Source organism: Acidithiobacillus ferrivorans (assembly GCF_016250455.1).
Lineage (GTDB): Bacteria > Pseudomonadota > Gammaproteobacteria > Acidithiobacillales > Acidithiobacillaceae > Acidithiobacillus > Acidithiobacillus ferrivorans.
The window spans coordinates 1,652,746-1,677,526 of record NZ_CP059488.1; the positions used below are offsets into that span (position 1 = coordinate 1,652,746).

General features: G+C 57.0%; 26 protein-coding genes. 3 read left to right on the forward strand and 23 right to left on the reverse strand.

What is annotated here, in order from left to right; all coding sequences use genetic code 11:
* Positions 1-127: 127 nt before the first annotated feature.
* Positions 128-1,258, reverse strand: coding sequence for a carbohydrate porin (locus tag H2515_RS08240; RefSeq protein ID WP_198659812.1), 1,131 nt, complete (start codon positions 1,256-1,258; stop codon positions 128-130).
* A gap of 266 nt (positions 1,259-1,524) precedes the next feature.
* Between H2515_RS08240 and H2515_RS08245 the strand changes: the two genes are divergently transcribed.
* The 3 genes from H2515_RS08245 to H2515_RS08255 all read left to right on the forward strand — a co-directional run bounded on the left by H2515_RS08245 (position 1,525) and on the right by H2515_RS08255 (position 3,904).
* On the forward strand, positions 1,525-2,241 hold the full coding sequence (locus H2515_RS08245) for a cytochrome b/b6 domain-containing protein (RefSeq protein WP_198659813.1): 717 nt from the start codon (positions 1,525-1,527) through the stop codon (positions 2,239-2,241).
* Between the two features lie 8 nt (positions 2,242-2,249).
* Positions 2,250-2,939, forward strand: coding sequence for a hypothetical protein (locus H2515_RS08250; RefSeq protein WP_198659814.1), 690 nt, complete (start codon positions 2,250-2,252; stop codon positions 2,937-2,939).
* 197 nt (positions 2,940-3,136) lie between these two features.
* A complete protein-coding gene (locus H2515_RS08255; protein WP_198659815.1) occupies positions 3,137-3,904 on the forward strand; it encodes a hemerythrin domain-containing protein in 768 nt (255 codons plus the stop codon).
* Between the two features lie 21 nt (positions 3,905-3,925).
* Here the strand turns inward: H2515_RS08255 and pstA are convergent, their stop codons facing one another.
* The 22 genes from pstA to H2515_RS08365 all read right to left on the reverse strand — a co-directional run bounded on the left by pstA (position 3,926) and on the right by H2515_RS08365 (position 24,756).
* A complete protein-coding gene (gene pstA, locus H2515_RS08260) occupies positions 3,926-4,756 on the reverse strand; it encodes a phosphate ABC transporter permease PstA (RefSeq protein WP_232821303.1) in 831 nt (276 codons plus the stop codon).
* Between the two features lie 80 nt (positions 4,757-4,836).
* Complete coding sequence (gene pstC / locus H2515_RS08265) at positions 4,837-5,793, reverse strand: phosphate ABC transporter permease subunit PstC (protein WP_035192345.1); 957 nt, start codon at positions 5,791-5,793, stop codon at positions 4,837-4,839.
* Positions 5,794-5,916: 123 nt separating this feature from the next.
* A complete protein-coding gene (gene pstS, locus H2515_RS08270; protein WP_035192346.1) occupies positions 5,917-7,005 on the reverse strand; it encodes a phosphate ABC transporter substrate-binding protein PstS in 1,089 nt (362 codons plus the stop codon).
* 266 nt (positions 7,006-7,271) lie between these two features.
* Positions 7,272-7,643 (reverse strand): DsrE family protein, encoded by a 372-nt coding sequence (locus tag H2515_RS08275; protein WP_014028921.1) that lies wholly within the window; start codon positions 7,641-7,643, stop codon positions 7,272-7,274.
* A 72-nt stretch (positions 7,644-7,715) separates the two neighbouring features.
* Positions 7,716-8,225: a SixA phosphatase family protein gene (locus H2515_RS08280; protein ID WP_198659816.1), complete on the reverse strand. Its 510-nt coding sequence runs from the start codon at positions 8,223-8,225 to the stop codon at positions 7,716-7,718.
* Positions 8,197-8,610 carry a hypothetical protein gene (locus H2515_RS08285; protein WP_232821623.1) on the reverse strand — a complete coding sequence of 138 codons (414 nt, stop codon included), beginning with the start codon at positions 8,608-8,610 and terminating at the stop codon, positions 8,197-8,199. The genes H2515_RS08280 and H2515_RS08285 overlap by 29 nt, the downstream gene beginning before the upstream one ends.
* 3 nt (positions 8,611-8,613) lie before the next feature.
* Positions 8,614-9,960, reverse strand: coding sequence for a ribosome biogenesis GTPase Der (gene der / locus H2515_RS08290; RefSeq protein ID WP_198659818.1), 1,347 nt, complete (start codon positions 9,958-9,960; stop codon positions 8,614-8,616).
* Positions 9,961-9,970: 10 nt separating this feature from the next.
* Entirely contained in the window at positions 9,971-11,158 is a 1,188-nt protein-coding gene (gene bamB / locus H2515_RS08295) for an outer membrane protein assembly factor BamB (RefSeq protein ID WP_035192354.1), read from the reverse strand.
* Complete coding sequence (locus H2515_RS08300; protein ID WP_198659819.1) at positions 11,155-11,766, reverse strand: YfgM family protein; 612 nt, start codon at positions 11,764-11,766, stop codon at positions 11,155-11,157. The genes bamB and H2515_RS08300 overlap by 4 nt, the downstream gene beginning before the upstream one ends.
* Positions 11,763-13,082, reverse strand: coding sequence for a histidine--tRNA ligase (hisS, locus tag H2515_RS08305; RefSeq protein WP_198659820.1), 1,320 nt, complete (start codon positions 13,080-13,082; stop codon positions 11,763-11,765). The genes H2515_RS08300 and hisS overlap by 4 nt, the downstream gene beginning before the upstream one ends.
* Before the next feature lie 32 nt (positions 13,083-13,114).
* A complete protein-coding gene (ispG, locus tag H2515_RS08310) occupies positions 13,115-14,215 on the reverse strand; it encodes a flavodoxin-dependent (E)-4-hydroxy-3-methylbut-2-enyl-diphosphate synthase (protein WP_035192360.1) in 1,101 nt (366 codons plus the stop codon).
* Positions 14,205-15,191 (reverse strand): RodZ domain-containing protein, encoded by a 987-nt coding sequence (locus tag H2515_RS08315; protein ID WP_198659821.1) that lies wholly within the window; start codon positions 15,189-15,191, stop codon positions 14,205-14,207. The genes ispG and H2515_RS08315 overlap by 11 nt, the downstream gene beginning before the upstream one ends.
* Positions 15,192-15,203: 12 nt before the next feature.
* Positions 15,204-16,049 carry a type IV pilus biogenesis/stability protein PilW gene (gene pilW / locus H2515_RS08320; protein WP_198659822.1) on the reverse strand — a complete coding sequence of 282 codons (846 nt, stop codon included), beginning with the start codon at positions 16,047-16,049 and terminating at the stop codon, positions 15,204-15,206.
* Entirely contained in the window at positions 16,046-17,137 is a 1,092-nt protein-coding gene (gene rlmN / locus H2515_RS08325) for a 23S rRNA (adenine(2503)-C(2))-methyltransferase RlmN (protein ID WP_051984773.1), read from the reverse strand. Before rlmN ends, pilW begins: the two co-directional genes overlap by 4 nt.
* Complete coding sequence (ndk, locus tag H2515_RS08330; protein WP_035192594.1) at positions 17,138-17,563, reverse strand: nucleoside-diphosphate kinase; 426 nt, start codon at positions 17,561-17,563, stop codon at positions 17,138-17,140.
* 123 nt (positions 17,564-17,686) lie between these two features.
* Positions 17,687-18,613 carry a tRNA (adenosine(37)-N6)-dimethylallyltransferase MiaA gene (gene miaA / locus H2515_RS08335; protein WP_065414311.1) on the reverse strand — a complete coding sequence of 309 codons (927 nt, stop codon included), beginning with the start codon at positions 18,611-18,613 and terminating at the stop codon, positions 17,687-17,689.
* Complete coding sequence (gene mutL, locus H2515_RS08340; protein WP_198659823.1) at positions 18,610-20,403, reverse strand: DNA mismatch repair endonuclease MutL; 1,794 nt, start codon at positions 20,401-20,403, stop codon at positions 18,610-18,612. Before mutL ends, miaA begins: the two co-directional genes overlap by 4 nt.
* A complete protein-coding gene (tsaE, locus tag H2515_RS08345; protein WP_198659824.1) occupies positions 20,393-20,881 on the reverse strand; it encodes a tRNA (adenosine(37)-N6)-threonylcarbamoyltransferase complex ATPase subunit type 1 TsaE in 489 nt (162 codons plus the stop codon). The genes mutL and tsaE overlap by 11 nt, the downstream gene beginning before the upstream one ends.
* Positions 20,882-20,893: 12 nt before the next feature.
* On the reverse strand, positions 20,894-21,349 hold the full coding sequence (locus H2515_RS08350; RefSeq protein ID WP_198659825.1) for a CBS domain-containing protein: 456 nt from the start codon (positions 21,347-21,349) through the stop codon (positions 20,894-20,896).
* Positions 21,349-22,698: an adenosylmethionine--8-amino-7-oxononanoate transaminase gene (gene bioA / locus H2515_RS08355; protein ID WP_198659826.1), complete on the reverse strand. Its 1,350-nt coding sequence runs from the start codon at positions 22,696-22,698 to the stop codon at positions 21,349-21,351. The genes H2515_RS08350 and bioA overlap by 1 nt, the downstream gene beginning before the upstream one ends.
* Entirely contained in the window at positions 22,685-23,536 is an 852-nt protein-coding gene (locus tag H2515_RS08360) for an NAD(P)H-hydrate dehydratase (protein ID WP_198659827.1), read from the reverse strand. The genes bioA and H2515_RS08360 overlap by 14 nt, the downstream gene beginning before the upstream one ends.
* A gap of 2 nt (positions 23,537-23,538) precedes the next feature.
* Positions 23,539-24,756, reverse strand: coding sequence for an ammonium transporter (locus H2515_RS08365; RefSeq protein ID WP_198659828.1), 1,218 nt, complete (start codon positions 24,754-24,756; stop codon positions 23,539-23,541).
* Positions 24,757-24,781 lie beyond the last annotated feature (25 nt).

The following is a 24,781-nucleotide window of genomic DNA, read 5'->3' on the forward strand; positions in this document are numbered from 1 at the left end:
ACAATTGCCTAGTTACGGAATAACTATCGATATCTAGTCGTTCAATACATAGAACATGTCTATGACATCGATTGTTTTAGATGGTTCCCAGGTATTTCCGAAAAAATAGAGATAGTGCCAAGTTAAATCATGAGAATCGCATGCGAAGCCTGAGCAGTCCCACCAAGGCGTTGGGATAGCTTCCGCTTGGATGGATGACATATTGCACGTCAGGCTGGAGATAGAGATGGGATATGATTTTGGCGGAGTAGTAGCATTCAACGTCGGTTTCCGCCCTGTGCGGCGTACCCCGCAACCATGCCCGCGCCATGCCGATTCCCAGGCTGTCGCCAGGACGGGCCAACCAGAAATGACGAAGCCGTAACCCGGCACCCAGATACCATGGCAGGGTATTGACCGGATTGGGCGCGGCGCATAACTCCAGGAATCCCCCCCAAGCCATCCCATCCTGTTTCCACCGATATTCTTCTATGGAATACAGACCACTGGTATCGTTACCCAAGGCAGATTGGTATTGAGGGATTTGACTGTTTTGCCAGGCGCCGACCTTCACCGTATAGTGGCCGCCGTCCACAGACTCACTCCGATCGGCCTCCAGCAAAATCATGTCGCCGCGATGATAGGGGTTCCGTAAAGGGTGGATGGCATCGCCTTCAAATACGCCACTCATGGCGGTCCAACCGTGTGCGCTGTAACTTCCCATCACGCCCAGACTGGAGAACGGATAGGAAGACGCGGCAGGCACATTGACACCAATAGTCGGTGTGAATCCAAAGGAAACATTCAAGAACCGGCTCGCCACCCCGCTCGCATCGAAATAATCATTGGCACTGATGAGTCCTGCCCGCAACGTGGCATTGCCCATATTTTGGCGGTAATACAGTTTATAGAGTGCGCCCCTGTTGAGGCCGGTCAGGTTGTTGACGCCTTGAATATCGCCCACATATTTCTCCGGGCTGCTATTTTTGATCGCCAAAAACTCGGTGACCAACCGGCCGCCGGACCACCATCCGGCGCGCGCGGTATTAAATGCAAAACCCGCTTTGCCGGTAGCGTTGCCCACCGCTCCCGGTGCCGCGCCCCCAGAGAAGTTGTCCGCGCCATCCACGCTGAGGTGCAGATTCCAGGAAAACGCATTGCTGAGACTGGCGGCATCCGCTGTGGATACGGTCTGACAGGTTAAGGCGCATATCCCCAGGCAAAGCAACCAGACGGGACGATGCGTACGACACATTGTAATATGTCGATCTGTGTACATATTTTTACCTTAGGTCAACGGCCAAAAGGCCATGGCATAGTGAAAAGATGATAAACAAACTCATAAGACAGGCGATTATGCTGAGGACCTGTAAAATTGTGAATGCGGCAAATTGTCGCACCCGGTGCGGGTGCGACAATTTGCCGCAGTGTCTGTTTAAGTAGCTTTTGGTATGGTGGAGCCTTGATGAATGCTATCGATTGCATGGTCCTGTGCTGGCAATGGACACTGGTTGGGCGTGGGCGTGGGTATGGGAGGTAAGCTGAATGGCAAATGTAACATGCAATAAAGAGGTTGTATCAGTAAAAACATGGGGCTTGTTTTCGCGTATCCTACATTGGTGGCTGGTCATTACCCTGATGGCTCAATTCGCCACCGGGGCAATTTTTTTTATTTGGGGTGACGAATTATCCACGGCCATGATGTTTGGTGTAAATGTACCTCATTTTTATATAGGATACGCGTTTGCCACTGGTCTGGCGCTGCGAATCGCCCTGCTTTTTGTGGGGCCACAGACGTTACGCTGGCGAGATATGCTGCCGCTTACCCCAAATCAACGGCGCGACTGGCAGGAAACCTTCCTCTACTATATAACCCTGTTTCGCCGTCCATGCCCGCCAAGCCTTGGGCACAACGCTTTTGCTGGACCCGTCTATATTGTTTTCTTTATCATTGCGCTAGCACAGGTCGCCATAGGTATTTTTTTATCGTTTATGCCCGGCGGCACAACGCAGATGAACTCTCCATGGATGACGGTTCATGAATATTTATTCTTTGCATTGATAGCTTTTGTTGTGGCTCACCTGGCAGCCGTTGTTGCGCGCGAAATAAATGGCAAGCATAACATAACGTCAGCCATGATTCATGGATACAAGGAGTTTACAGAAGCGGAATATAAAGCGCTTATATTGAATCCGGATGAAAATAACAATCCGACATTTACGGCAGGCGACATATCTCATGCACACGCTGATAACGGTTGAAATATAAAATGTTTATCACTTATTCACATATACCAGACAATGTATATCATTTTATTAAACGCCAGCTCCAGATGTTGGCTCCTATCCTGATAATATCCCTATTTTCAGGAGTTGCTCTTGCGACCACGGTACAGGTGGGCGGATGGTCAATCACCGGATTGACGCCAGGGGTGGCACAGATAATTGGCAACACGAAAGTTTCAAGTGATGCAAGTGCGGTCACTATAGAAAAATCTGTAAATGCCGCTGCCGCTCTCGATGGGTACTCAGATGCCCACCTGGGCGCGTGGGAAGGGAAAACGATTCACTCTAGCCTGCAAACCATTTCCGAGTACAATAAAGCTGGATATCGATTGTTAGAATATAATGGGCTGATTCTATTGTGTTTCGTCGTTTTTTTTGCAGCTACCGGTGCGCTGCTGACGATGTCACGCAAACGTCACACAAAAAACCGAAGCATGATTTTTATTCTGCACAGCGCAAGAATTCTAGCGGTGGCAGTTTCATGCGCGCTCATTGTGCTAGGGTATTTTTATGTTATAGGCTCGATAAACTATTCACATTGTTCAGCGGAAGTGAGTCACCGGATACCTCTTCTTTTGTGGTCGCCCATGCTTGGAATAGTGTTGATATCATTAATCGCTTTTTATACGTCAGAGACGTACCGCAAAAAGCATGACGGCGGGCGGCAGCAATAAGGCACCTAACATATCCGGGTCGGTAAAGCCAAATAGATACACATCGCCAACGCCGTGATCTGTTTGCCCTGACGGGCGCTTATTTGCGAGACCGCCTGTGTGTGGCATACTCCGTTGACATTAAAGGGCACTCATATTTGATTCTTTGGCTCTCCGTTCCCAGTCTGGAGACCGGCGTCAATCAAGGACTCCATCGCATGGCAACACAGCAAAGCATATCTCCCGCACACACCAACCCTACCCAGAACCTCATCGACGTGCGTGGCATGTCCAATGCGGTGGCCCAACCGTTGGTCTACGCCGCCACAATCCGGCTGGCGATCGGTCAGCGTGTGCAGGTGTTGGCGGATACCGACCCCGGTGCCATGATGCGGGCGGTGGCCTTTCAGTTGCGTAATGCCATCTCCTGGCGTTTTGAAACCGACGGCAACATCTGGCAGATAAACATACAACCCCGTGCCGAAGCAGAAGCCAAGGACGTGGTGGATCTGCTGACCTGGGACCACTACCGTCTGGATCGCCAGTTTGCGGACATCTTGGCCGCTGCCAACGAAAAGCGCATCGCGGATGCCGAAAGCATCTTCAACGACTACTGGATCGGCCTCCGCCGCCATGTCCACCTAGAAAACAATGTCCTCGGTCCGACCTTGGGTGGTGGCGAGGAAAAAGGTCCGCTTGCGGACATGCTCTTTGAGCACGACAGCATCATCGTGCAATCTCGATTGGTGGAAGAAACGCTGCTGGAAAAGGACTACGACATGTTGCCCGCCATCTGCGCGGTACTTTCCGGCTCACTCGCCAAGCACGAAAACCGCGAGGAAACCACCCTCTTCCCCATTTGGCAAAGCACCGACAACAGCGATCGGGGCCGCGCCACCGAGTTCCTGGCCCGCGCTAAAGAGTTGCTGGCGGGGGCAGAAGACCAGCAAATCGACAAGGAGTTTCCCAGCCTCAGGCCAGACTAATACAGCCGCCGAGTGGGGAGTTTAGCTCTGATAAGCACCCATGCGGCGCTGTCCACGGACCAGTAACCAGCGACCAACCAGGATCAGAATTAACACGCCTGCGGTAATCAGGAAAGCCGCAGCAAATGCGATTCTATGGGATTCAGCAAAAGGTTCGTTGATGAAGGTCCAGACGACGTAAGTCAGATAGCCAATAGGTTCTTTGGTAAACTGGCCATTCCACATGTAATTAGACCAACCCGCTGTATATAGCAGAGGAGCAGTCTCACCCATGGACAGGGCGACGGCATAGAAAAGCCCCGTCATAATCGCCGGCGCCGCGCCGGGCAACAGAATACTCAGGACGACGCGCCCCTCCCCGGCACCTAACCCATAACCGGCTTCGCGTACCGCCAGAGGAATATTGGCCAGCGCCAGCTCCGTAGAGCGGGCAATGTAGGGCAGCAGCATAACGGTCAGGGTGATGATGCCCGCAGCCACAGAGAACTGCCAACCCAGGTAAATGACCATGGTGATATAGCCGACATAACCCAGTACGATGGACGGTATCCCCACCAGCACGTCCGAGAGAAAGCGCAGCACCTTTCCGGCGCCACCCCGTCCATGCTCACTCAGGTAGATTCCCGCCGAAATACCAATCGGTGCCGCCAGGAGCAACGCCCCGACAGACATGACCATGGTTCCTTCAATGGCGTTTTTAAGACCACCACCAATTCCACTGGTAATGTCCGTTAGCAGTTTTGGCGTCAACGCGGGCCATGCATGGATAAGTACGTCCCCGATAATGGAAACGAACATCGCCGCCACAAAAAGAAAGGAAAATACGACGAATATCCAGGCGAATGCCGTCATCACGCGCCGTGATAAAGATACTTTGAAGCCTCTCGCGCTGGATCTGACAACGAAGTTGCGCGCAATCGCCTTGCTTGCCATCAGCGCACCCTCGCCATCCATAACAATAAACGCGCCGCGAAATTCACCACCACGGTAATGAGTAGCAGCACGAGGGCAACTTCAGAAAGGGCCTCCACGGCCATATTCGTCGGATCCTGCAACGCGCTGTCCAACTGCGAGGCAATAAATGCGGCCATGGTGGAGATCGGCGCGTAAATATTATTAGGCAGATAATTCAGTGCGTTGCCACTGACCATGAGAACAGCCATAGTTTCTCCCAGAGCCCGGCCCAAGGCGAGAATACCCACGCCGATTAACACCGTCTTCAGTTTGGGCAGGGTGATATGCCAGAAAACCTCCAGGCGATTTAACCCCAGGCTCAGGCCTGCTTCTTTCAATTCAGACTCGGTCATCCGGATGGATTCGCGCAAGGTGGCAGAAATCAAAGGGATAATCATCACTGCCAGCACAAAAGCCGAGGTGAGCAGCCCATAACCGCTACCTGGGTCACCGTTCAGGAAAGGAATAAAAGAAAACGTCTTGGCCATGAAGGGGAAAATTGTCTGGCCAAAAAGTGGTACGATCAGCGCGTATCCCCACAATCCATAAACGACACTGGGAATGGCCGCCAGTAAATCGACGAAAAGAGACAAGGGCCCAGCCCAGGATTGACGCACGCCTTCACTCAAAAAGTATGCCGCACCAATGGCGATAGGCATCGCGATCAACATGGCGAGCGCAGAGCTGACAATGGTACCGACGACCAGGAACCAGATTCCGTACTTCGCTCCTGGCATGATCTGCGTGCCATGTACCGTAACCGGGTTACCATAAAGATTCCCCAGGTTCCAGTCATTAGTCCATAAAAAATGGAATTGATTAAACTGAATAGCAGGCCAGGAATAAATGGCCAAAAATACAATCAATGAAATTAAGGAAAGCGGCAAAAAGCTAGCAGTAGCGATCAGACTAACTCTGAACACAGGAATTTTCATCCAACGAATCTCCCAGCACTTAGAGTATCTGAATGGTCAGCATCAATAATCATAAAAATATATGGGCAAGTCTGGCATGGGATATGGAAGAGCCGGGGGCTAGTCCCCGGCTCGGCACAACTATTACTTGATTTCCGCAATCTGCTTGCGGGACAGTTTCACCGCACTATCAGGCAACGGTACAAAGTTCACCGCGTCGATGAAGTGTGGCGCATTACCGCCCTTCGGATCAAGGGCCCAACTCAGGAACTTGCGCAGGGATGCAGCGACTGCCGCGTTGGGCTGCGTCTTGCTGACGATGGCATATTCGTAGTTGATGATGGGGTAGGAGTTGGCGCCCGGCGCATAGACCAGACTGATACGCTCGTCAGCCGGAGTCTTGCTGACCATTTCACCCGCCGCAACCTTGGCATTCGCCACGGTCGGCAGCACGAACCTACCGGCGCGGTTTTCCAACATGGCCATCCCCAGATGGGCCTCTTCCACCGGCTTCTTCCAACTGATGCCAATATAGGCGATGCCGTAAGGTGTCGTCTTCAGGGCCTGTACCATGCCGGGGTTGCCTTCCGCACCGATGCCACCAGGAACTGCCGGCCAGCTTACCGTCGTGCTGTAACCGATGTTCTTGCTCCATTCCGGCGTGGTGTCGGACAGATAGGTGGTGAAAATGAAGGTATCACCGGAACCATCGGTACGATGCACGGGAATAATCTTGTGCTTGGGCAGCTTCACGCCAGGATTCAGCTTGGCAATAGCCGCGTCATCCCAGTTGGTGATCTTGCCGGAGTAGATGCCGGCGAGCACCGGACCGGACAGCTTCAGATGCACATTGTTCAGGCCGGGAACATTATAGTTGATCATCTGAATGGAGATGGCCAGCGGGATGTTCAGGATATTGGGGTGCTGCTTGATCTGCGCATCGCTCATGTAGGCGTCAGAGGCGCCGATCTGGGCCACGCCAGAGATCGCTTCAGCGATACCGGTGCCACTGCCTGTGCCCTGGGTGGTAATCTGCACACCGGGGTTCATCTTGGTGTACACAGGGACCCACAGATTGAAGAGCGGATACAGCAGAGTGGAGCCGGTTTCCAGCAGCGAGATGGTCGGAGCCGCCGAAGCAGGCAGGGCATACAGGGCAGAAAGGCCCAACGCGGACAGGACGACAGCGCCTTTGACACTACGCGACACTTCTTTCTTCAAGCGATACAGCATGATAAGGCCTCCAAAGATGGCAAATACGTTGAGTTACGGCTTACCCATTGAATATCCCGCATCCAGATAGCACAAGAACGCTATCGTCAGCAAAACTCGAAAAGCAATCTAACACAGCAATATGACACTTTAATGAAGTATTTGTGACATTTTTGTGACAATGCGGATGCCGACGGCATAAGACCGCGCTCGATAGGCGATGGATATAAGCAAAGCCCGTCAACAGATCGGGCTCTAAGGTGCTTAACCGTAACGATCCATTCCGGCTACCAAGTCAGAATCCGTCCTGCAGCAGCCAGAGACGGTAAAGCAGCGCTCGGATTTATCATGGGAATGGGTTTAGCCAGGTCATCTTTGGTCATGCCGTTGAGTTCCAGAGATTGCAGGCAACCGATGATCTGCACGCCGTTGTCTTCAGCCAATTTCATGAAGTCAGCGATATTCTTGCCGCCAGCCATCGGAAATATGGTCTCGGCCTTACCCTTAGCCAGCAATTCCGTGGCCGGGCCGGTGAAATACATCACCACTTTTTGCTCCGCTGCAGCAGCCGTGGCGGCGAGAAAAAAGGCGGAAGGCAAACGCTTGGGATTCTCTGGACCGGTGATAAGGATAATAACGAGATCAGCTGCCTCAGACATTTTACACCTCCTGATGAACGGTGAACGGATAAGCGGGCAGGCGCCGGAACGCGTTGCCCGGAACTCTGCACATTATAGCGCAGGCCACCCCTGATGCCGAATCTGTCCCCCCCCCAACCGCGCCAGAGCCACTGACTGTGCATACCAAAGCAATTGCCCGCCCATACCAGCAGAATCCAAGGCGATGGCTATGACGCTGGCTTTTTTGACCGGGAGAGAGATACCCATCAACTGGGCACCCCAGACCCCGAGATGCGGTTGATGACCCACTATAATCAGGGTGTTGATCTGCGGGGAAAGGCTTTGCCAGTCATGGCGAAGCTGACTGAGGTCGCCTGCGGGTATGGCGTCAGCATAGCGCGACACGGCCACCCCCAAAGCCTGCGCAAGATGTGCCGCCGTTTCCCTGGTCCGCAGCAGCGGGCTACTCCACAAGGCAACCTGATTACGGACACAAAGCGCTAGTCCCGCTGCCATTTCTGCCGCACTCGCATGGCCGTGCGCAGTCAACCGACGTTCAAAATCAGATCTACCATCACCTGCATTTTCTGCCTCAGCGTGGCGGACGAGCAATAGGTCCACGACGAATCACCTCCTGACCAAACCAGAAACGCGTGCTGGCGGCGGGTACAAAACGGGCCAGAATGGTGACCATGGCAATGCCGATAAGCGCCGTCATCCATTCGTCCACCCGCACCTTCGTGGCAGGCCCGATCCCAATAAAGATTTCCAGCCCGGCGAGTAGCGCGCCGAGGAAAATGGTGACCGGCCGCCAACCATAAGGCGTCAGTGCCGGCATGAAGCGGGCAATGGCCCCCAGCGCTGTGGCGGCCCACAGCGCATACTCGCCAGCATACACCCAGACCATCTGCGGATTATCCGGTAAGTAGCGATTACTTACCAAGGTCGCGATATAAATGCACACCGTTACGAGCGCCCAGTGCCACCAGCCCGGGATGCGCTCCATCACTCAGTGTTTCCCTTTTTTCGGCTGCGGGTCATAGGGATTTTCTCCCTGACGGAAGATCAGACGCAGCGGCACGGCTTCCAAATGGAGCGCACGCCGGAAGGCGCTCTCCAAATAACGCTTGTAGGTGCCGGGCAAACGCGCCACCTGGTTACCGTGAAACACCAGGGTGATGGGGTTTTCTCCGCCCTGATGACAATAACGCAGTTTGATACGTCGCCCGCCTACCATGGGTGGTTGATGCGTCTCGATCACATCGGCCAGAGCACGATTGAGCTCGCCTGTGGAGAAATGACGACGGGAATCAATCCATAGCTGATCAATGCTCTTATAGAGGTCACCCACACCCGTGCCATGCAGCGCGGAAATGGTGTAGATCGGTGCGTATTTGATGAAGTTCAGCCGCCTTTCCAGTTCTTGCTTTACCGCCTTGCGCTGTTCGGGATTCATCCCGTCCCATTTGTTGACTACCACGACGATGGGACGCCCCAACTCGACCGCCACCCCTACCAGGTGGGAGTCCTGCTCGGCAATACCCAAACGCGCATCGAGCACCAGCAGGACCACGTCCGCTTCCCGCAGAGCACTCAGCGTCTTCAACACGCTGAGCTTTTCGAGCCCCTCGCCCACCCGGGCACGGCGCCGCATACCCGCGGTATCAATCATGACGTAGGGTTTGCCCTGGCGCTCGTAAGGAATGCGGATACTATCCCGGGTGGTCCCAGGCTCGTCAAAAACGAGGACACGTTTTTCACCCAGCATCGCGTTGACCAGTGTCGATTTGCCCACATTGGGCCGACCGAGCATGGCTATGCGCGGCCCCTTCCCCGCCGCTGCGGCGGCCTCATCCTCGGGGTTGGGCAAGTCCGAAAAAATCGCCTCCAGCAGCGGTTCAACGCCGTGCCCATGGGCTGCGGAGATGGTGTAGGGCATACCCAAGCCAAGCCGATGAAATTCAGGCAACTCACTCACCGCGCCTTTCGCATCCATCTTGTTCACTACCAGATAGATGGGTTTGCCACCGCGACGCAGTTCCTCGGCAATTTCTGCATCTTGGGCAGAAAGCCCTTCTTTGGCATCCACCAGAAAGCAAACCGCATCGGCCTCTGTGATAGCGAGGCGAGTCTGTACCGCCATAGCCGCCACCAGGCCTTCCCGTTCTTCCGGCTCAAAACCGCCGGTATCCACCACCAGATACTGGTGCCCATCAAACTGCGCCGTACCATAATGGCGATCCCGGGTGAGCCCTGGAAAATCCGCCACCAACGCCTCACGGGTGCGCGTCAGACGATTGAAAAAGGTGGATTTACCCACGTTGGGCCGCCCTACCAGGGCGATAATTGCGGTCATGAATGGAGCCTTAGCGCTTTGCCAGCTTGATTCGATACAATGTGCCCGCATCGCTGAAGGCAAGAATCTGGCCATTTCCCAGACAGACAGGCGTACTCTGAATACCGCTATCGGACAGTCGCGTCTGGCCGATCCGGTGTCCCGTCTGCGGATCGACGACATAGAGATACCCCGCGTTGTCCGTCGCCAGCAAGTCACTGCCACACCGGCCAAAACCGGTTATGTAGTGCCCGCTCAAACGGTCATTGCGCCAAAGCACATTGCCCGAGCTGAGGTCTACCGAGGATATCCGCCCATCGGCATCGGCGACAAAAAGATGGCCATCGTCCAGCACGGGGGTCTGGTAGACGGACATCGGTACACTCCAGTTCTGGGTACCGCCTTGTAACGCATAAGCGGCCAGACTCCCCTGATAGGCGGCGGCGATGACCTGATCCTTTGCGATCACCGGGCGCGCGGCCACATCTACCATGCGTGCCAATTCATTACTGCCATGCGGTATGGCGACCTGCTTCCGCCAGAGTTCCGCACCGGACGACAAGCTCAGCGCCACCACCGTTCCATCGGCAAAGCCGGCATACACCACGCCATCATGCACCGTAGGCGTAGCCACGGTGCGCAGGATGAGGGACGGCTCATTCATGGAGAATGTCCATTGCACCTTGCCATCTTTAGGGTCGAGCGCCCAAAGATGACCATCTACCGTCTGCACCAAAAGGTGCCCATCCACGGCGACTACTGGTGTGAGCACCTCAGAACTGAGCTGTATAGCCCAGAGCTTGTGTCCGTCTTTGGCGGTCAACGCATACACTTTTCCCGCATCGGTACCCGCATAAACCACACCGCCTGCCAGCGTCGGACCACGCGCGGTTCCGCCATCCAGGCTACGCATCCACATCTGGTGACCACTATCCGTCATGCTGACCAGGTGACCAGAAGCATCGGCGACTACCACTTGCCCCTGGCCATGCGCGATCAGCGTTCCCTGATACGGATCAACCTGCCATATACCATACAGACGAGACTGCCATTCGGTGGAAAAAGACACCTTATCCTGCCCCTTGGGGAGGGGCGGAGGGGCCTTGGGGGATGGGGTGGAATGGAACCAGGACATGATGCCACAGCCGTTCAGCAAGATCGCCAGGAAACCCAGCGCCACCAGGCGGCGGAAGGACGAAAGAAAAATTCGCAAGGTCATGGTGCCACTCCAATATTAGCCATCTTCATCTGCAGGTAGCTGCGGTAAGGATCAGCGGCGGGAAGCGCGGCAATAGCCGACTGATAAGCCTGCATAGCTTTACCGTCTTGATGGAGCGCCACATAGGCATCCCCCTGGATTTCATCCTGCAGGGGCGCGAAGGCCACATCCGGCGCCTTCAGTAAATCGAGTGCCTTTTGTGCCTGTTTCTGCTCCAGATAAAGCCGGGCCAGACTGAGCCTCGCCATGCTCTTCAGGCCCCTTGGGGTGCTGCCGCTGTGGATGATGGTTTTCAGCTCTGTTTCCGCCGCAGGAATCTGCTGGCTTTCACTATCCATGCGCGCCAGAAAAAAGTGGGCGAAAGCGGCATAGGGCGTGTGCCCATATTGATGCACCAAGGTATCCGCACTGGCGCGTGCCGTACTGAGCTGCCCGGCGACACTGCTATCCACCAGTTCATTATACAGTATGGCAGCACGCTGCACTTGGTGACGCTGGTATTTTTCGTAGCCAAAAAACCCCATTGCCGCGAGCAAGATAATAACAGTGCCCGCAATAAGAGAGATCCGGTGGCGATGAAGGAATTCGGAGAGTTCTGGACCGGTCACGATAAGGTTCTGGCTGTAGCAAAATTGCGCACAGTATGGGGTGCAGGCTGCGGGAAATCAACGCCAAGCCTACGCAGTCCTTCATGCACGGCGTCAAGATCGCCCTGCCAACGGCCCTCCCCCGCCTGTTCCTTAAGGATCAGCGCCTCACCGGCGAGCTGCCCCGCGCCGATAATGATCTGAAATCTGGCACGGGAACGCTCTGCCTGCTTCATGAGCGTCTTGAAAGTGGCGGGGCCACTGGTGACCACGGAGATGCCCCCATCTCGCAACTGCTCGGCGATTTGCCACGCACGAGCAACCGCAGCCGCCTCCAGGGCACCCATAAACAGCAAAGGCGCAGGTGCTTCTACCGCCCTCCCCTGCAGCGCCTGCAAAGCGAGCAATCTTTCGAGCCCTACTGCAAACCCGATCGCCGCCGTCTCAGCGCCACCCAACTGTGCGACCAAACCGTCATAACGACCACCGGCCAGTACCGTGCCTTGCGCGCCAAGCGCATCCGTCACCCATTCGAAGACCGTGCGGTTGTAGTAATCCAGACCGCGGACGAGGCTATGATTGACCTGGTAAGGGATATCAAGCGCTGTCAGCAGCGACTGCAACAGGGTGAAATGCGCTGCCGAGTCTGCATCCAGATGGTCCGCCAGATGAGGGGCCAGGTGTGCGATGTCCTGACAAGTGGGTACTTTGCAGTCAAGCACACGGAGCGGGTTGCGCTCCATACGCTCCTGACAGTCGGCACAGAGCTCCGCCCGGCGCGGGCGCAGATAGTCCAGGAGCAAGGTTCTGTAGTGGGCACGCGCCGCCGGGCTTCCCAGAGAGTTGATCTGCAACGAGGCGGTAACGCCCGCTGTCCGCAAAATTCGCGCCGATAGGGCAATCACCTCTGCATCGGTGCTCGCCGCAGGCAGCCCGAAGACCTCCACACCCAGTTGGTGAAACTGCCGGTAACGTCCTTTCTGTGGACGCTCATGGCGAAACATCGGCCCCATATAATAATAACGCGGGGTCTGACCGCGCATGCTCTGTGTTTGGATGGCGGCACGCACGCACCCCGCCGTCCCCTCCGGCCGCAGGGTGAGACTGTCCCCATTGCGGTCGGCAAAGGTATACATCTCCTTCTGGACGATATCGGTCACATCGCCAATAGCGCGGGCAAACAGTTCCGTCGATTCCAGGAGCGGCAAACGCACTTCACCGTAGTCGTAGAGCGCCAGCAATGTCCGCAGGTCACCTTCCAACGCCTGCCAACCCGCACTCTCTTCCGGAAAAATGTCATTCATCCCACGTACGGCCTGCAACACTTTACCCGCCATGCATATTTCCGCTTTGCAGCACCGGAAGAGGCTCAGGCGTCATGCCGCGCTGCCTGCCGCTCGGCGATTTCCGCCCGAATCCGCTTTTCCAGCACATCGACGATGTCGATATTCTCTACTCGCTCGACCTGCTTGCCGCGATAGTAGAGAATGCTGCGTTTATCCCCACCCGCCAGGCCGATATCCGCTTCCTTCGCTTCGCCAATACCATTCACCACGCAGCCGATCACCGAAACATCCATGGGTTCGAGGATATCTTCCAGACGCGCCTCCAAGGCATTGATGGTGGTAATGACGTCAAACTCCTGGCGGGAACAGGACGGACAGGCGATGAGATTAATGCCTTTCTGACGCAAGTGCAGGCTCTTCAAAATATCGAAGCCGACGCGAATTTCCTCGACAGGATCCGCTGCGAGGGAAATCCGGATCGTATCGCCGATGCCATCGCGCAGGAGCAGGCCAAGCCCGATGGCGGATTTGACGGTGCCCGAGCGCAGACCGCCAGCTTCGGTGATACCCAGGTGCAGCGGGTAATCCACCTTTGCCGAGAGCAGCCGGTAAGCGCTCACGGCAAGATAAATATCGGAGGCCTTGACACTGATTTTCACATCATGAAAATTCAATTCGTCGAGAATGCTCACATGGCGCAAGGCAGACTCAACCAAGGCTTCCGCCGTCGGCTCCCCGTATTTTTCCTGGATATCTTTTTCCAAAGACCCGGCATTAACCCCGATACGGATGGGGATGCCCTTGTCCTTGGCCATTTCCACCACCAGCCGCGTTTTATCCAGAGAACCGATATTTCCGGGATTGATGCGCAGACCATCGACACCATCTGTCATCACCTGCAAAGCAATGCGGTGATCGAAGTGGATATCGGCGACCAGTGGGGTTTCCACCTGTGCGCGGATCGCCTTAAAGGCTTCCGCAGCATCCATGCTGGGTACGGACACCCGGACGATATCGGCACCAACCGCTTCCAGGCGCCGGATTTGCGCGACCGTGGCAGCGACGTCCCGGGTTTCCGTATTGGTCATGCTTTGTACGCTAATGGGGGCATCGCCGCCAATGGCTACGTTGCCAACGTGAATTTGCCGGGTCTTACGCCGCTTTATAGGAGATTCATGGTGCATGGGAGGCCTCGCTGGAAACGGCTGCGGTGCTGGGTACCGCAGCTGGTGATGAAACCACACTCGCTATCGGCAGTGCGGAGGATGGCACCTGACTGTGGGTGGCAGCCATAACATGGGCGCCACTGACAGGGGTGCTGATGGTCGGTGCGGTACCAATCTGCAATCTAGCTACCCCCAGAGCGTTGGCGGGCAGAGGTGCTAGCTTACCATTATAGCGGATGACAACAGCACTGGCCTTGCCTACCAGGACGTGATAGGGCGGAGTACCGGAATCGACGCGCAAGACCTTGCCGCGCTGTCCCAGGACGGCGAGCAGGGTTTTTCCGGAGGCGTCTTTGACCTGCACCCAACAGTCCGCGCTGAACTGAAATACCAGCCCAGGACCAACCGCTGCGGTCGCAAATTGGGTTACCGCAACCGGAACAGCAGATTGACCGACCGCCACTACTACCGAAGCCTGCGTCACGGCGCGCGGCGCCAGAATGGCCGGTGATATGCGCGGTGCGGCACTGACCACCGGCGCAAAAGCCGCCGGATGTTTAACCGCCGTCGTCGGCGAAGCCGCCGTGGCAGGCAAGCCCTGCGCCCGCTGCTGACTCCAGAACCACCAGACTGCCACAATAACGGCTATCATGGTCAGCCCGGAGAAAACCAACATGCGTCGACTATAATCCAGCAGCGGGCCTTCACAGTTGGGCAACACGTTTTCCGATGGGTGCAGCCCCGATCCCTCGTTGGAAGCATCATACGTCTTCAGAAGAGGTTCCGGATTCAATTCCAGCAGACGCGCATAATTCTTCAGAAAACCACGCGCGAAAGCCGCACCGGGCAGGGCGGCGTAATTACCTTCTTCCAAACCCTTTACCTGTACCTCGGTAATATGCAATCGCTCGGCAACCTGGTGCAGGCTCCAGCCATGGGCTTCCCGCGCTGTCCGCAAGTCCTGAGAAATCTCGCTACCGGTTATCGGATCCATGGTTCCGCCGCCTCAACCATCTTGCAATAATAATTGCTGCGCCTGCTTGCCCGCCGCCGAATAGGGCGAGGCCGTCACGCAACGCTGCCAAAAAGACTGCGCCTGCGTGGTTCGCCCTTGTTGGGCGGCGATCCGCCCCGCCAGCAAGAGCGCATTGGCATTATTGGGTTCCTGCGCCAAGACCACCCGCAAGTGATCGAAGGCGGCGTCTGCTTTACCAGCCTTAAAATCCAGCTCGGCAAGCATTTGCAGGGCGGGCGGATAGTTGGGTACCAGATAGAGCGCCCGGTTCAGGGCATCGCGCGCTGCCGACAAGTCTTTAAGCCCGGCGTAGGCTTGTGCAAGGTTGGTCCAGGCGAACTGTGGCGTACTATACAAAGGATCGGCCGTGGCCCGCTTCAACTCGACAAGAGCTTCTGCATAGCTACCCGAATTGACGAGAAAAGCACCATAGTTATTGAGATACTCGGGGTTTTTAGCATCCATGGAGAGTGCCCGGCGAAAGGCATTACGTGCCAGCGCATTCTGCTGCAACTGCTCATACGCCAAGCCCATGATATTATAAGCGTCAGCGTAGTTGCTGTTATCGGCGATCGCCAACTGCAATTCACGGATCGCCTGCCGGGGATGACCATCCTGCAAATAAGCGCTGCCGAGAGAGGTATAGATGCCTGCCTTGGCTTTATCGGTGTTGTCAGGTGTCGGCTTGAAGCCTGAAGAGGCGGCGTTGGCCTTGTGTTCATGGGCGATAAACGCGGCCATTTGCTGCTCAGGCGTTAAGGTCGCCGCATTGCCGCCAAAGAGCCCACACCCACTCAGGAGAAGTACGCCCACACCCAATCCCGCAAGCCTTTTCACGAATGCACCGCCAGGGGGATGCTGCGCCGGCCATCACGCACCTGCCCGGCCAACTGGCCGCAGGCGGCGGCGATGTCATCGCCACGCGGTCGGCGCGTAACCGTCATCACGTCACCATGCAGGATAATGTCGCGGAAAGCATCGATGCGCACCTGTGGCGACCTTTTATAATTTGAACCAGGAAAGGGATTAAAGGGGATTAAATTTACCATGGCAGGGATACCCCGCAGTAAACGGAGGAGTTCCCGGGCATGGGTGTCGGCATCGTTGAGACCATCCAGCATCACATATTCGAAGGTGATACGGCGTCGGGGCGGCAAGGGGTAGCGGCGACAGGCGGCGAGCAATTCCGCCAGCGGATAGTGGCGGTTTACAGGCACGAGAATGTCGCGGATATCATCACGGCTGGCATGCAAACTGATCGCGAGGTTGACCGGACTTTCCGTACCCAGCCGATCCATGCCCGGCACCACACCCGCGGTGCTGACGGTAATACGCCGCGCGCCCAAACCGTAGGCATAATCGTCGCGCAGCAAATCCAGCGCCGGTAATACATGACGCAAATTGAGTAACGGCTCACCCATACCCATGAACACCACATTGGTGATGGCATTCAGACCCAGCAAGCGGCGCGCCACGCGCACCTGGGCGATTATTTCGTGGGTTTCCAGGTTGCGGCTCAGCCCTTGCGCGCCGGTGGCGCAGAAGCTGCATGCCAACGAACAGCCCACCTGGGAAGAGATGCACAGTGTGCCACGGTCCTCTTCCGGAATAAAAACCGTTTCAATCGCATTGCCATCAGGAAGCCCCAACAGCCATTTGCGGGTGCCATCTGCCGCCAGTTGGTCAGCGATAATTTCTGGTTCATCCAGAATGGTTTCAGCGGCGAGCCGGGTGCGGAGGGTTTTACTGATGTTACTCATGGCCGCGAAATCCGTCACCTGACGGGTATGCAGCCATTGCAAAATTTGGTTAGCACGAAAGGGAGACTCTCCCCAGGTGCGCAACAATCCGGCGAGGGACTGGCGATCCAGTCCCAGCAGGTGTGGCCATGCGGCCTTGGTAACTACAGAAGCATCGCCTATCATTCAGCGCGAAAAAATCTCCCGTTGGCCAAAAAAGTAGCCAATTTCCCATGCTGCGGTCTCAGCACTGTCTGAGCCGTGCACGGCATTGGCATCGATGCTGTCGGCAAAGTCTGCACGAATCGTCCCCGCAGCGGCATCTTTGGGGTTGGTAGCGCCCATCAGATCACGGTTTTTGGCGATGGCGCCCTCGCCCTCCAGCACCGTAACCACTACCGGACCACTGCTCATGAAATCGCACAGCTCGCCGTAAAACGGACGGGCTTTGTGTACTGCATAAAACCCTCCCGCCTCATCACGGCTGAGGTGCATCATCTTGGTGGCAGCGACATGCAGGCCCGCCTGTTCGAAACGGCCAAGAATGGCACCGATGGCATTTTTCTGAACGGCGTCGGGTTTGATGATAGAAAGAGTACGCTCAACAGCCATAAATTCCTCAATGGGGGTAGAATTAAAGTCGCCATAGGCTAGCATTCTGCGGTTTCTCTGGCAATCCGGGGCACAATCATTATCACGCCGGGCGCAAAATATTCGGTATTGCGAGCGCAATCCCTAACGCGCGTTTTTCTGCTGAAAATCGGCGAAAGATTGTAACAACTGCGACGCCGCATCCCCCTGTGCGGGGTCAAGGTAACAGTGCGCTGATTCCCTCTTAAACCAGGTATCCTGGCGCTTGGCCAGTTGGCGGGTCGCCGCCAGTGCCGCCTGATAGGCCGCTGCGGCACTGTAGAGGCCGTCATGCCAGGCGAAGTATTGGCGGTAACCGACGGCGCGCATGGCGGGCAATTCCGGCGCGTAGTGACGTTGGCGCAGGGATTCCAGCTCTTCCAGAAAACCCTCTGCCAGCATGGCATCAAGGCGCTGGGCGATACGCTGATGTAACCAGGTCCGGGGCGGCCGCAGGATGATCTTATGGAGCGGACCGGGGAACGCTCCCTGCCAATGGCGATGAGCGCTGATCGGGGCGCCAGAGCTCAGAATCATTTCCAGCGCGCGTTGAATGCGTTGCCGATCATGGGGGGCGATACCGGCAGCGGTTTCCGGATCCAGAGTCGCGAGGCGCTGGTGTAGTGCGGGCCACCCTGCCGTCTCTGCTGCCGCCATCAGACTCTCGCGCAAGGCGGGATCGGCGGGAGGTAACGCATCAATACCGCGCTCCAGCGCGCGAAAATACAGACCCGTGCCACCCACCAGCAGCGGGATGCGACCGCGTTCCCGCGCCAGCGCAATACAGCGCAGGGCATCTTCCCGAAACAGACCCGCTGAATAAGGCGCATCGGGCTCCCGGATATCGACCAGTGCGTGCGGATATTGCTGGCGCAGAGCCGGGCTGGGTTTAGCGCTGCCGATATCAAAATGGCGATACACCAGCAACGAATCGACACTGATAATCTCTACCGGCAACATATCGGCCAGACGCAAGGCCAGATTGGTCTTGCCACTGGCCGTCGGACCCATCAGAAAAATGGTGGGAATCATCGTCCGCGCAGAAAGAGACGATCCAGATCGGGCAGAGAAAATTGCACGACCGTGGGTCGGCCGTGATTGCACTGTCCGAAACGCGGAGTGGCTTCCAGTTGGCGCAGGAGGCTGTTCATTTCTTCCAGGCTGAGGCGACGACTGGTTTTAATGGCGGCACGACAAGCCATATCGGCGAGAGCGGCATCACTGTCCTTCTCGGTCCAGGTCGGCTCCTCGGCCAGGAGGTCGGCGACAATCTGCCCATAGGTGGCGGCAGCAATGGCCTTGGGGGCGGCATGAATCGCCAAGGTACCGGGACCGGCCACACTGATTTCCAGTCCGGCAGCTTGCAAAGCATTCTGCTTTGCTTCGAAGCAGGCCATCTGTGTCGCTGTTACATGCAGGTATTCTGGAATAATAAATACTTGTTTATCATTTTGTTGCACCGCTACCTTCATCTTCTCGTAGAGGATGCGCTCGTGGGCGGCATGCTGGTCGATGAGGATCATGCCTGCCCTGTTCTGGGCGAGTATAAAGCGCGCGTGAACTTGCGCCAGGGCCTGACCAAGAGGGTAGTCCGGGGCCAGTTCCTGAGGGGGTGCCGCAGGCATGTCAGGGGTCGACACAAAAGTCATCGCGGGCGCTACCAGTCGTTCCCAATAGGCTCCGGATCCATCCTGCACCGCGCTCAGCGGTCGCTGGGTCGGGTGTTGATAAGCCCGGGACCCCGAACTTTGCACCGCAGGCGCTGGTGATAGGGGCTGGACCGGCACCGTCACTTGCGGATGCGCTCCCCCTTGTTCCGCAATCACCCGCCGCAGGGTATGGAAGAGAAAATCGTGTATCTCACGACTATCACGAAAGCGCACCTCGGCCTTGGCGGGATGCACATTAACATCTACCCGCTCGGGCGGCAGTTTCAGGTAGAGCACATAAAGCGGGTGGCGATCCTGAAACAGCACGTCATTATAGGACGCACGCAGGGCGTGGGTAATCACCGGGTCACGCACCGAACGACTGTTGACGTAAAAATACTGTTCATCCCCGCGGGCACGGTTGTAAGTGGGTAGGCCCAGCCAGCCGCTGAGGGATAGGCCTTGATCTTCCTGCTCGATATATAACGCATTGGCGAGAAAACCTTCCCCCATGATACTGGCCACGCGTTGTGCCCGGCTGTCGGCATCCAGTGCCGCAGGAAGCTGTACGAGCGCGCGGCCGTTCTGGAAAAGCTGAAAGGCTACCGGGAAATTGGCCAGAGCGATCTGGCGCAGTACTTTTTGATTCCGCGACAGTTCAGCGGACGCACTGCGCAAAAACTTGCGCCGCGCGGGCACATTAAAGAATAAGTCCGCCACCCGGACCGTGGTGCCCGGTGCCCGGGCTGATGGCTCCGGCGCGCCTGTAGCACCACCGGTCACTTGCAGACGGGTAGCCTGCTTCTGGCCATGTGCCCGTGACACTATTTCCAGGCGCGAAACCGAAGCAATGGCGGGCAAGGCCTCGCCGCGGAAGCCCATGGTATGAATCGCCTGAAGATCCTCCCAGGTCGCCACTTTACTGGTCGCGTGGCGTTCCAGGGCCAAGGCCAGGTCGGCGGGGAATATCCCAACACCGTCATCCTCAACACTGAGGAGGTCGACCCCACCCCCCTCCAGATGAATCGTGATGCGCGTAGCTCCGGCATCCAGGCTATTTTCCAGTAGCTCTTTGAGGATAGAGGCGGGACGTTCAACCACCTCACCCGCGGCTATCTGATTGGCCAGGGTACTATTCAGGCGATGCACGCGGGGTGTTTGATCAGCCGACATCACGATTACTACTCCCGCCGGATGGGGGTGGCAAAAACTCGGTCCAGTCCTGAACACGCGGCTGATGCCCCCGCCATTCAAGACGGTGACTGCCACTGTCCAGAATGCTGAGGTTGAGCGACAGATCCGCAGAGGGAAGGAATCCTGTGCCCCGCTCCGGCCATTCCACCAGCCACAGGGCGGGCTCGGCCAGATAATCCCGAATACCAATGAATTCCAGCTCTTCAGGCTCTAGCAAGCGGTATAAATCCAGATGCAGCGCGGGTCCGATGCGGGTCTGATATGCTTCCATTAAAGTATAGGTGGGGCTCTTAATGGACTGGGTGACGCCCAGCGCTCGCAACACGGCCTGGGTCAAAGTCGTCTTACCGACCCCGAGATCGCCCGCAAGATAAATGACCGCCGGGATATCGATGCGCAGGGCCAATCGCTGTCCCCAGTCCCGGCAGGCTTCAGCATCGGCGAAATCCCAGTACATCAGATACCCGATTCAGGGCTTCAGCAGATGCTGGAGAATGTCCGAACGACTGATAATGCCCAACAGGAGGCCGCTGCTGTCGACTACCGGTACGGCATGCACGTCCTTCCGCAGTAATTTTTCGGCAACCGCATCCACATCTTCCTCGGGGGCGACGCTGATGACGCGGGCCGTGGCCAACTGACCGGCGGTCACCGCCGTTACCTTACGCAATTCTTCTTCATATTCATGCATGCCACCGAGCGGAATCAGTCCGTCGAAAATCGTGAGCATGGTGGGCAGATGCACCTTGCGGTGGGCATCAATCAGATCCCGTTCACCGATCATCCCGACCAGATGACCCTCGCCATCGACCACCGGGAGGCTGTGATGCCCGGAACTCAGGAACACCTCACCCACCTTCTGCACCGAATCATCCGCCAGCACGGTAATGGCCGCGCGCGTCATAATATCTTGGGCCGTTTTCATCAGGATCGTCCTTCCGCCATGGCGTCATATAATACGTTGAGGATAGTGTCTATTTCCGCTGCTGTCACCGACAGCGGCGGAACTATGGTGAGGAGATCGCCGAGAGGGCGGCTGTAAACGCCCATTTCGCGGGCCCGTCGGCACACCGCGTATTCGACGCGATCGGCGTAGGGATATGGTGCATTCGTCCTGGGGTCGCGCAAGGCGATGGCGGCCATCAAACCGAACTGGCGGACCTCTCCTGTCCACGACTGGCCGTGAAAACGCTGCAGCCCGGCGCGCAACTGGGCAATTTTCCCGGGCAAAGCAGCCAGCACACTGCCTTCCGCAAAAAGGGCCAGGTTCTCCAGCGCTACCGCACAGGCCAGAGGATTGGCGGTGTAGGTATGCCCGTAGTAAAACTGCCGGGCTTCCCCGAAAGGCGCAAGAAAAGCGGCATAAACATGTTCTGCAGCGAGGGTTGCAGCCACCGGCAAGTAACCACCGCTCAGCCCCTTACCCAAGGCCAGCAAGTCTGGTTCGACCGACTCCCACTCACAGGAAAAAAGCTTGCCGCTGCGGCCAAAGCCGGTGGCGACCTCATCAATGATCAACAAAACCTCATGGGCCCGGCACAGACGTTGCGCACCCGCCAGTATGCCGGGAGGGAAAGGCAATATGCCGGCGGCGCCCTGCACCCCGCCCTCCAGGATCAGGGCCGCAATCTCGCCGCTCTGATCCTGGAGCGTCGATTCCAGCGCCGCCAGCCATGCGGCTGTTGCCTGCACCGGATCTCCCTCGCAGTCTTCCCATTGCAATACATAGGGGCTCGGCAAGCGCAAAGTCGGGAACAGGAGATGGCCGTATACCGCATGAAACAAGGGGAAACCGCCCACCGAAACGGCGCCCACGGTGTCACCATGATAGGCATTGTCCAGGGTCAGGAAGAGATGTTTTTCGGGGCGACCCAGATTACACCAGTATTGAGCCGCCATTTTGATGGCCACCTCGACCGCTTCCGAGCCGTCCTCCGAAAAGAAACAACGTTGCAGGGAGGCCGGTGTCATTTCCACCAGTGCCTTGGCGAGGCGAATAGCCGGAGGATTGCTCGCGCCCAGCGCCGTGCTGTGCGCGACTTTACCGATCTGCGCGAGCAGAGCGGCATCCAGTCGGGGATGGCGATGGCCATGGATATTGCACCACAGGCTGGCAATGGCATCCAGGCAGCGATGGCCTTCCGTGTCGTACACGTAATTGCCTTCAGCCCGCGCAATGATCCATGGATCATCGTCTCCATAACACTGCATCTGAGTGAAGGGATGCCAGAAATAACGGCGATCCCATTCCCGCAACACTTCAGTTTCCGTCATGATTTTGCGCTAACTCCTGTAGTGCGAGGGGTAGTGCTGCCAGGATATCCCTGGCCAGCAGGCTGGCCTCGCCCATCTGCGAGGCAGCGAGGTCACCCGCGCGGGCGTGCAGACATACGCCGAGGGACAAGGCCTTGTCTGCTTCCAAATCCTGGGCGAGCAGACCCGCGAGTATACCGGTGAGGACATCCCCGCTGCCGCCCGTCGCCATACCGGGATTGCCCAGCGGACAAAGCCAACGACCGGCACCACCCAGTAACAAGCTATGGTGACCCTTGAGCACCCAATACCCGCCATAGCGGGCCTGCAATCGGCAGATGGCCGCGGCACGATCGGCCTGAACGGCGGCGACCGTCACCCCTAACAGGCGCGCCGCCTCCCCAGGATGGGGGGTAAACAGACGCAGCGCATCGGCGGCCAACAGTTCCGGACCAAAACGCGCGAGAATGTTCAAGGCGTCGGCATCCCAAACCTGGGGATGGGAAAGCGTACCGATCTCCAGCAAAAGATCATGGGCGGCCAGACCCTGACCCAGTCCCGGGCCAACGGCCAGGACCGCTTGCTCCGGCAAATCTCCGAAACGCGCAGGCCAATCCCACCAGGTAGCCTCGGGCAGATATGCCGCCAGATAAGGGATGGCCGAGGGATGGCCGACGGCCGTCACCAGTCCGGCACCCACCCGGTAGGCAGCCGCACAGGCCAGCGCCAGTGCCCCCCCCATGCCCGGCCCTCCGCCTACCGCGAAAACGTGCCCGAAGCTCCCTTTGTGCGCCTGCGGGCTACGCGCCGGCAGGGTCGGGACTGTCGGCCAGTTCAGGGCAACAAAGGCTTCATTCATGGTCACGCCCTCTCGATATCCTCTTCCGGATATGCACTGACATGGTGCAGGCTCAAATCAGCACCTGCATACTCCGCCTCGGGATCCAGACGAATCCCGATGAAGTACTTGATGCTGCCGTAGACGATGCCGCTGCCCGCCAGGGCAACCAGCACGCCCAGCGCGGTGCCCAGCAACTGGGACCAGAAACTGACCCCACCGGCGCCGCCGAGGAACTGATGTCCAAAAATGCCGACGGCCAATCCACCCCACACACCGCAGACGCCGTGCATCGGCCATACGCCAAGAACGTCATCCAGGCGCAGGCGATGCTGCACAAAAGTGAAGAGGTAGACAAAAATAATACCGGCAATAGCGCCAATGGCCAAAGCACCAATGGGTTGCACCACATCGGAACCGGCGCAGATCGCGACCAGACCCGCCAGAGCGCCATTGTGTACGAAGCCCGGGTCGCCTTTCCCTACGGCCAGTGCCGCCAGCATACCGCCCACCAGCGCCATAAGCGAATTGAGCGCTACCAGACCCTGCACCGCCACCAATTGCTGCGCACTCATCACATTAAAACCAAACCAGCCGATAATCAGAATCCAGGAACCCAGCGCCAGAAAGGGAATATTGGAGGGTGGCATGGCATGCACCACACCACCTTTCCCGTAACGCCCCTTGCGCGGACCCAGCAGCCAGACCGCCATCAGCGCCATCCACCCACCCATGGCATGGACCACCACCGAGCCCGCGAAATCGTGAAAAGGCGCCCCAAAAGCGCTGGCAAACCAGGCCTGAATGCCGTAATGGTTATTCCAGACGATGCCTTCATAAAAGGGATAAACCAGCCCCACCAGGAAGGCCGTCGCCAGCAATTGAGGATAAAAACGCGCCCGTTCGGCGATACCACCGGAAATAATAGCCGGCACCGCGGCGGCGAAGGTGAGCAGGAAGAAAAAGCGCACCATCTCGAAGCCGTGATTACCCGCAGTCAGGGTTTTCACATCACCGAAAAAGCTGATGCCGTAGGCGATGTGGTAGCCTACAAAAAAATAAACCATGGTGGAAATACCAAAATCGCTGAGAATTTTGACCAATGCGTTGACCTGACTGCGGCGCCTTACCGTACCCAGCTCCAGAAAGGCGAATCCGCCGTGCATGGCAAATACCAGAATGGCACCCATCAGCAAAAAAAACACATTCCCACCCGGAGGCGTGGCGCCTGTGGCTGTCATGATCGCTGCTTCCTCTCAAAATTTA

Bases quoted from the DNA above. Each gene is read 5' to 3' on its own strand.
- H2515_RS08240 (WP_198659812.1), bottom strand. From the start codon at position 1,258: ATGTACACAGATCGACATATTACAATGTGTCGTACGCATCGTCCCGTC.
- H2515_RS08245 (WP_198659813.1), top strand. From the start codon at position 1,525: ATGGCAAATGTAACATGCAATAAAGAGGTTGTATCAGTAAAAACATGG.
- H2515_RS08250 (WP_198659814.1), top strand. From the start codon at position 2,250: ATGTTTATCACTTATTCACATATACCAGACAATGTATATCATTTTATT.
- H2515_RS08255 (WP_198659815.1), top strand. From the start codon at position 3,137: ATGGCAACACAGCAAAGCATATCTCCCGCACACACCAACCCTACCCAG.
- pstA (WP_232821303.1), bottom strand. From the start codon at position 4,756: ATGACGGCATTCGCCTGGATATTCGTCGTATTTTCCTTTCTTTTTGTG.
- pstC (WP_035192345.1), bottom strand. From the start codon at position 5,793: ATGAAAATTCCTGTGTTCAGAGTTAGTCTGATCGCTACTGCTAGCTTT.
- pstS (WP_035192346.1), bottom strand. From the start codon at position 7,005: ATGCTGTATCGCTTGAAGAAAGAAGTGTCGCGTAGTGTCAAAGGCGCT.
- H2515_RS08275 (WP_014028921.1), bottom strand. From the start codon at position 7,643: ATGTCTGAGGCAGCTGATCTCGTTATTATCCTTATCACCGGTCCAGAG.
- H2515_RS08285 (WP_232821623.1), bottom strand. From the start codon at position 8,610: ATGGAGCGCATCCCGGGCTGGTGGCACTGGGCGCTCGTAACGGTGTGC.
- der (WP_198659818.1), bottom strand. From the start codon at position 9,960: ATGACCGCAATTATCGCCCTGGTAGGGCGGCCCAACGTGGGTAAATCC.
- bamB (WP_035192354.1), bottom strand. From the start codon at position 11,158: ATGACCTTGCGAATTTTTCTTTCGTCCTTCCGCCGCCTGGTGGCGCTG.
- hisS (WP_198659820.1), bottom strand. From the start codon at position 13,082: ATGGCGGGTAAAGTGTTGCAGGCCGTACGTGGGATGAATGACATTTTT.
- ispG (WP_035192360.1), bottom strand. From the start codon at position 14,215: ATGCACCATGAATCTCCTATAAAGCGGCGTAAGACCCGGCAAATTCAC.
- H2515_RS08315 (WP_198659821.1), bottom strand. From the start codon at position 15,191: ATGGATCCGATAACCGGTAGCGAGATTTCTCAGGACTTGCGGACAGCG.
- rlmN (WP_051984773.1), bottom strand. From the start codon at position 17,137: ATGATAGGCGATGCTTCTGTAGTTACCAAGGCCGCATGGCCACACCTG.
- ndk (WP_035192594.1), bottom strand. From the start codon at position 17,563: ATGGCTGTTGAGCGTACTCTTTCTATCATCAAACCCGACGCCGTTCAG.
- miaA (WP_065414311.1), bottom strand. From the start codon at position 18,613: ATGATTCCCACCATTTTTCTGATGGGTCCGACGGCCAGTGGCAAGACC.
- mutL (WP_198659823.1), bottom strand. From the start codon at position 20,403: ATGTCGGCTGATCAAACACCCCGCGTGCATCGCCTGAATAGTACCCTG.
- tsaE (WP_198659824.1), bottom strand. From the start codon at position 20,881: ATGTACTGGGATTTCGCCGATGCTGAAGCCTGCCGGGACTGGGGACAG.
- H2515_RS08350 (WP_198659825.1), bottom strand. From the start codon at position 21,349: ATGAAAACGGCCCAAGATATTATGACGCGCGCGGCCATTACCGTGCTG.
- bioA (WP_198659826.1), bottom strand. From the start codon at position 22,698: ATGACGGAAACTGAAGTGTTGCGGGAATGGGATCGCCGTTATTTCTGG.
- H2515_RS08360 (WP_198659827.1), bottom strand. From the start codon at position 23,536: ATGAATGAAGCCTTTGTTGCCCTGAACTGGCCGACAGTCCCGACCCTG.
- H2515_RS08365 (WP_198659828.1), bottom strand. From the start codon at position 24,756: ATGACAGCCACAGGCGCCACGCCTCCGGGTGGGAATGTGTTTTTTTTG.